The sequence below is a fragment of the Mesorhizobium sp. M6A.T.Cr.TU.017.01.1.1 genome, assembly GCF_004023115.1.
Taxonomy (GTDB): domain Bacteria; phylum Pseudomonadota; class Alphaproteobacteria; order Rhizobiales; family Rhizobiaceae; genus Mesorhizobium; species Mesorhizobium mediterraneum.
Genome location: NZ_RZTA01000206.1, coordinates 1 through 5,125, shown reverse-complemented (window position 1 = coordinate 5,125; position 5,125 = coordinate 1). Strand labels below are relative to the sequence as shown.

Here is a 5,125-nt window from a genome sequence, read left to right as displayed (position 1 = left end):
GTGATGACGGGTATGCTGGCCTCCTTCAGGATGGGCAGCGCCGCCTCGATCGCCTCGGTGCAGAGGAAACCAACGACCACGCCGACTTTCGCCGCGGCGAATTCCCTGGCTGCGGCAGCCCCGCCATCTGCCGTGCAGCCGTCGTCGACCATCTTGAGCTGGACACCGTTCGCCTCTGCCGCCAGGCCGGCGCCCGCCTCGATCTGCTTGCCGAGGATCGCCGACGGTCCGGATAGCGGTGCTGCAACGCCGACCAGCAGCGTCTCAGCGTTCGCATTGCCGGCGAGAGACAGCCAGCCCAGCACCGCTATTGTCGTTGTCCTGGGTCGCATGCGGGCGAAGAATTCCTCCGCGCCGGTCGCGTGTTTGCCGGCGCCACTTCCTGCCAAGACCTAAAGGCTGGCTAGCTTCCACGCAACACGCGAAATTCAGGATGCATGTCAACCACTTCGCTTGTGGCATGCAATATGCCGCCATATATAACGGTTGGGTTCACCTCGCTCCAAACCAATGGAAATCGCCGGTGCTGAAAAAGAACGACATAGGGCCGCAGGCCTATCGCGACGCGATGAGCCATTTTGCCGGCCACGTCCATGTGGTCACCACCGATGGCCCCAGTGGCAGGCGCGGTGCGACGGTCATTGCGGCCTGTTCGGTCTCGGACACGCCGCCGACCATCCTGGTTTGTCTCAATAGCGAAAATCCCAAGAACGAGCCGTTCGTCAGGAACGGCAAGTTCGCCTTGAACACGCTGGCTTCGCACCAGGAGGCGTTGGCGGTCGGCTTTTCCGGTCTCACAGGCCTGCCGGTCGAGGAACGTTTCGCGCTGGGCGAGTGGGACGTGATCTCGACCGGTGCGCCGACGTTGAAGGGCGCGCTTGCCGTGTTCGACTGCGAACTGATCGACATCAAGGATCTGGCCACCCACCGTGTGCTTTTTGGCAAGGTGACAGGCCTGCGCATCGGCGATAATTTGCGGCCGCTGATCTATCACGACCGCGACTACCACGTTCTGTGACGGGTATGGTTGCACTCACGGAGAGAGCATGACCGAGTTGAAACCGCGTCCCGCGCCGCGGACGATCGACGAGACGCTCGATCTCCTGACCGGCGCGGATTATGTGGCGGATCGGTCGTTGGCGACCGTGCTGTTTTTATCGCTGCGCATGAAACGGCCGCTGTTCCTCGAAGGCGAGGCCGGTGTCGGCAAGACCGAGATCGCCAAGGTGCTGGCGCAAGCGCTCGGCCGCCGGCTGATCCGCCTGCAATGCTATGAAGGCCTCGATGTCTCGTCGGCCGTCTACGAGTGGAACTACGCCGCGCAGATGATCGAGATCCGCATGGAGGAGGCGGCCGGCAAGGTCGATCGCTCCGACATGGAGCGCAACGTCTTTTCCGAAAAATACCTGATCCGCCGCCCGGTGCTCGACGCACTGACCGGCAAGGCCGGCGCCGCTCCGGTCTTCCTGATCGACGAGCTAGACCGCACCGACGAGGCCTTCGAGGCATTCCTGCTCGAGATCCTCTCCGACTTTCAGGTGACAGTGCCCGAACTCGGCACGATCAAGGCGGAGGAGTCGCCGATCGTCATCATCACCACCAACCGCACCCGCGAGATCCACGACGCGCTGAAGCGGCGTTGCCTCTATCACTGGGTCGATTATCCCAATGCCGAGCGCGAATTGGAGATCGTGCGCAGAAAAGTGCCGCAGGCCAACAGCCGGCTGTCGGCGGAGGTGGTTTCGTTCATCCAGAAGCTGCGCCAGATTGAGCTGTTCAAGGTGCCGGGTGTCGCCGAGACCATCGACTGGGCCGGCGCGCTGACCGAACTCGACAAGGTGGCGCTCGATCCGGAAACCGTTTCCGACACGATCGGCGTGCTGCTGAAATACCAGGACGACATTGCCCGTATCGAGCAGGGCGAAGGCCGGCGCATCCTCAACGAGGTGAAGGCCGAGCTTTCGGCGGCGGAGTAGGGCGATGGCAACGTCGCGTCCCGAACCGAAAGAGGCCACGCCGGACGGGCGGATCGCCGACAACATCGTCTATTTCGCCCGCACCTTGCGCAAGGCCGGCATGCGGGTCGGCCCGGCCTCAGTCAAAGACGCGATCGAGGCGGTGCTGGCCGCCGGCATCGGTTCCCGCGACGATTTCTACTGGACGCTGCATGCCGTTCTGGTCTCGCGGCATGAGGATCACCCCACCTTCGACGAGACGTTCCGGCTGTTCTGGAAATCGCACGAGCTGATCGAAAAGATGCTGGCGATGTTTTCGCCGGTGGCGCCCGACATTAGGGAGAAGCAGAAGCCGCGCGCCGCGGAAAACCGCGTCAGCCAGGCGATGTTCGAGGGTCATCAGAAGAACCAGCCGGTGCAGGAAATCCCCGAGATCGAGGTCGACGCCCGCTTCACCTTTTCCGGCAACGAGGTGCTGAGGGGCAAGGATTTTGCCCAGATGAACGCCGCCGAGATGACTGACGCCAAGAAGGCGATCGCCGAGTTGCGGCTGCCCTTCGACATGGTCAGGACACGGCGCTTCAAATCCAATGCGCATGGCCGCCGCATCGATCCGCGCGCCATGATGCGCTCGGCCGCGCGCACTGGCGGCGAACTGATCCTGCCGAAATTCCGGTCACCGCGCGAGGTTCATCCACCGCTGGTCGTGCTTGCCGATATTTCCGGTTCGATGAGCCAGTACACGCGCATCTTCCTGCATTTCCTGCATGCGCTGACCGAAAAGCGCCGGCGCGTGCACGCTTTCGTTTTCGGCACCAGGCTGACAAATCTGACGCGGCAGATGCGCCATCGCGATCCCGACGCGGCACTCGCCGATTGTTCGGCGGCGGTGAAGGACTGGTCGGGTGGCACCCGCATCGGCGATACGCTGGCCGAATTCAACCGGCTGTGGTCGCGGCGCGTGCTGGGGCAGGGCGCTGTCGTTCTCCTGATCACCGATGGGCTGGAGCGCGACGACGTTGCCGGCCTGTCGGAGGAAATGGAGCGTCTGCACAAATCCTGCCGGCGGCTGATCTGGTTGAACCCGCTGCTGCGCTTCGACGGTTTCGAGGCCCGCGCCCGTGGCGTCAAGGCGATGCTGCCGCATGTCGACGAGTTCCGCTCGGTGCACAATCTCGATGCGCTCGCCGACCTCTGCGCGTCGCTGGACAAGAATTCGGCGCGCTCCGTCGACCCACGCCGATGGATTGAGGGTGGCGCGAGAAGCGCCGCATAGCCATATGTTTTCTCCGGGAGAAACGGTGATGGAAAGCAGTATTTATCTCGACGAGGCACGCGATCCGCTGATCATCGCTGAAGGCTGGATGAAGGACGGCAAGGATGTCGCCATTGCCACTGTGGTCGAGACCTGGGGCTCGGCGCCGCGTCCGGTCGGCAGCCATCTTGTCATCGACGCGGACGGCAATTTCCACGGCTCCGTCTCTGGCGGCTGCGTCGAAGGCGCGGTGGTGACCGAGGCGGTCGACGTCATCGACAGCGGCAAGGCTAAGATGCTGGAGTTCGGCGTCGCCGACGAAACCGCCTGGCAGGTCGGCCTGTCCTGTGGTGGGCGCATCAAGGTCTATGTCGAGCGGTTGGGTTAGAAGCATGATCCCGAACCGAATGTCCGCGTCAGCGAAAAGTGGGAACCGGTTTTCGGACAAGATCATGCTCAAACAAGAGATCTTTTGATGGATCCATTCGCCTTAAAGACGCTGAACGCCGAACGCCGCGCCCGCCGCGCGGCGATCCTGGTCACCGATCTCGGTGACGGCCGCGATCGCATCGTGCGCGAAGGCGATCAGGTTGCCGGCGAATTGGGCGCTGCAATTGCCAAGGCGTTTCGATCAGGCAATTCCGGGTCGGTCGAGGCGGAAGGACGAACCTTCTTCCTCAATGCCTATCTGCCGCAGCCGCGCCTGTTGGTGATCGGCGCCGTTCATATCAGCCAGGCACTGGCACCGATGGCCAAGATCGCCGGCTATCCCGTCGAGATCGTCGATCCGCGCACGGCCTTTGCCACAGCAGACCGCTTTCCCGATGTGGCGCTGCATGCCGAATGGCCGGAGGACATCCTGAAACGCCAGCCGCTCGACAGCTATACGGCGCTGGCCGCCGTCACCCATGATCCGAAGATCGATGACTTCGCGCTGAAGGCGGCGCTCGACGCCAACTGCTTCTATGTCGGGGCGCTCGGCAGCCGCAAGACCCATGCTAAGCGCGTCGAACGCCTGCTGGCATTGGGCGCGACCGCCGACCAGATCGCCCGCATCCACGCGCCGATCGGCTTGGACATCGGCGCCGCGAGCCCGGCCGAGATCGCGGTAGCGGTGCTGGCACAGGCGATCCACGCCTTTCGCTCGCGTGGCCTCGAAGCCAAGGATGCGGTGGCGTGAAATTCGGCCCGATCCCGATCGACACGGCCGAGGGTGCGGTGCTGGCGCATGCCACCACGGCCGGAGAACGGCGCTTCCGCAAGGCGCACAAGCTGAGCGCCGACGATGTGTCTTTGCTCAGGGCAGCAGGGATTTCGGAGGTTGTCGCGGCTGTTCTTGCTCCCGACGATTTAAGCGAGGACGCTGCCGCCGAAAAAATCGCCGAAAGCATGATCCACCGCAACATTGAGGCTAAGCCTGCTGCGACCGGACGGGTCAATCTCCATGCTCAAGCGGCCGGCATCTTCACCGTCGATGCGGCGATGATCGACGCCATCAACGCCGTCGATCCGACCATCACCATCGCCACGCTGGCGCAGCATGCGCCGGTCGAAAAGGGCCAGATGGTCGCGACGGTGAAGATCATTCCCTTTGCCGTTGCCTCGGTCTTGGTCGATGCCGTGACAAAAATCTGCGCCGGCGGCGAGATCATCGCCGTCAATGCTTATCAGCCGGTGCGCGTCGGCGTCATTCAGACGGTGCTGCCCGGCATCAAGCCGAGCGTGCTCGACAAAACGTTGCGTGTCACCGAAGCCCGCCTGGCGCGCTCCGGCGGCCGGCTGACGGCGGAGCGCCGCACGCCGCATGAAATTGGCCCCGTTGCGGAAGCTGCGGCCTCGCTGGCGCGCGACAACGACATGGTGGTGATCTTCGGCGCTTCGGCGATGAGCGATTTTGGCAACGTCGTCCCGGCGG

6 protein-coding genes and 1 pseudogene are annotated in these 5,125 nt (G+C 63.5%); 6 read left to right on the top strand and 1 reads right to left on the bottom strand.

Going from position 1 to position 5,125, the window contains the following annotated elements; genetic code table 11:
• On the bottom strand, positions 1 to 332 hold a 332-nt coding region (locus tag EOB36_RS32955; RefSeq protein WP_164897696.1), incomplete at its 3' end, for an ABC transporter substrate-binding protein.
• 191 nt (positions 333 to 523) lie between these two features.
• Between EOB36_RS32955 and EOB36_RS32950 the strand changes: the two genes are divergently transcribed.
• The 6 genes and pseudogenes from EOB36_RS32950 to EOB36_RS32925 form a co-directional block, all read left to right on the top strand.
• A complete protein-coding gene (locus EOB36_RS32950; protein WP_095489679.1) occupies positions 524 to 1,018 on the top strand; it encodes a flavin reductase in 495 nt (164 codons plus the stop codon).
• A 28-nt stretch (positions 1,019 to 1,046) separates the two neighbouring features.
• On the top strand, positions 1,047 to 1,976 hold the full coding sequence (locus tag EOB36_RS32945) for a MoxR family ATPase (RefSeq protein ID WP_126106794.1): 930 nt from the start codon (positions 1,047 to 1,049) through the stop codon (positions 1,974 to 1,976).
• A gap of 4 nt (positions 1,977 to 1,980) precedes the next feature.
• Positions 1,981 to 3,231, top strand: a complete 1,251-nt coding sequence (locus tag EOB36_RS32940) for a VWA domain-containing protein (protein WP_128286535.1) — start codon at positions 1,981 to 1,983, stop codon at positions 3,229 to 3,231.
• Between the two features lie 28 nt (positions 3,232 to 3,259).
• A complete protein-coding gene (locus tag EOB36_RS32935) occupies positions 3,260 to 3,598 on the top strand; it encodes an XdhC family protein (RefSeq protein WP_128286534.1) in 339 nt (112 codons plus the stop codon).
• Positions 3,599 to 3,685: 87 nt separating this feature from the next.
• Entirely contained in the window at positions 3,686 to 4,390 is a 705-nt protein-coding gene (locus tag EOB36_RS32930; RefSeq protein WP_127205228.1) for an XdhC family protein, read from the top strand.
• A pseudogene (locus EOB36_RS32925) lies at positions 4,387 to 5,125 on the top strand (4-diphosphocytidyl-2C-methyl-D-erythritol kinase); the annotation flags it as partial. The gene EOB36_RS32930 and the pseudogene EOB36_RS32925, both read left to right, overlap by 4 nt.

Bases quoted from the DNA above. Each gene is read 5' to 3' on its own strand.
- EOB36_RS32945 (WP_126106794.1), top strand. From the start codon at position 1,047: ATGACCGAGTTGAAACCGCGTCCCGCGCCGCGGACGATCGACGAGACG.
- EOB36_RS32940 (WP_128286535.1), top strand. From the start codon at position 1,981: ATGGCAACGTCGCGTCCCGAACCGAAAGAGGCCACGCCGGACGGGCGG.
- EOB36_RS32935 (WP_128286534.1), top strand. From the start codon at position 3,260: ATGGAAAGCAGTATTTATCTCGACGAGGCACGCGATCCGCTGATCATC.
- EOB36_RS32930 (WP_127205228.1), top strand. From the start codon at position 3,686: ATGGATCCATTCGCCTTAAAGACGCTGAACGCCGAACGCCGCGCCCGC.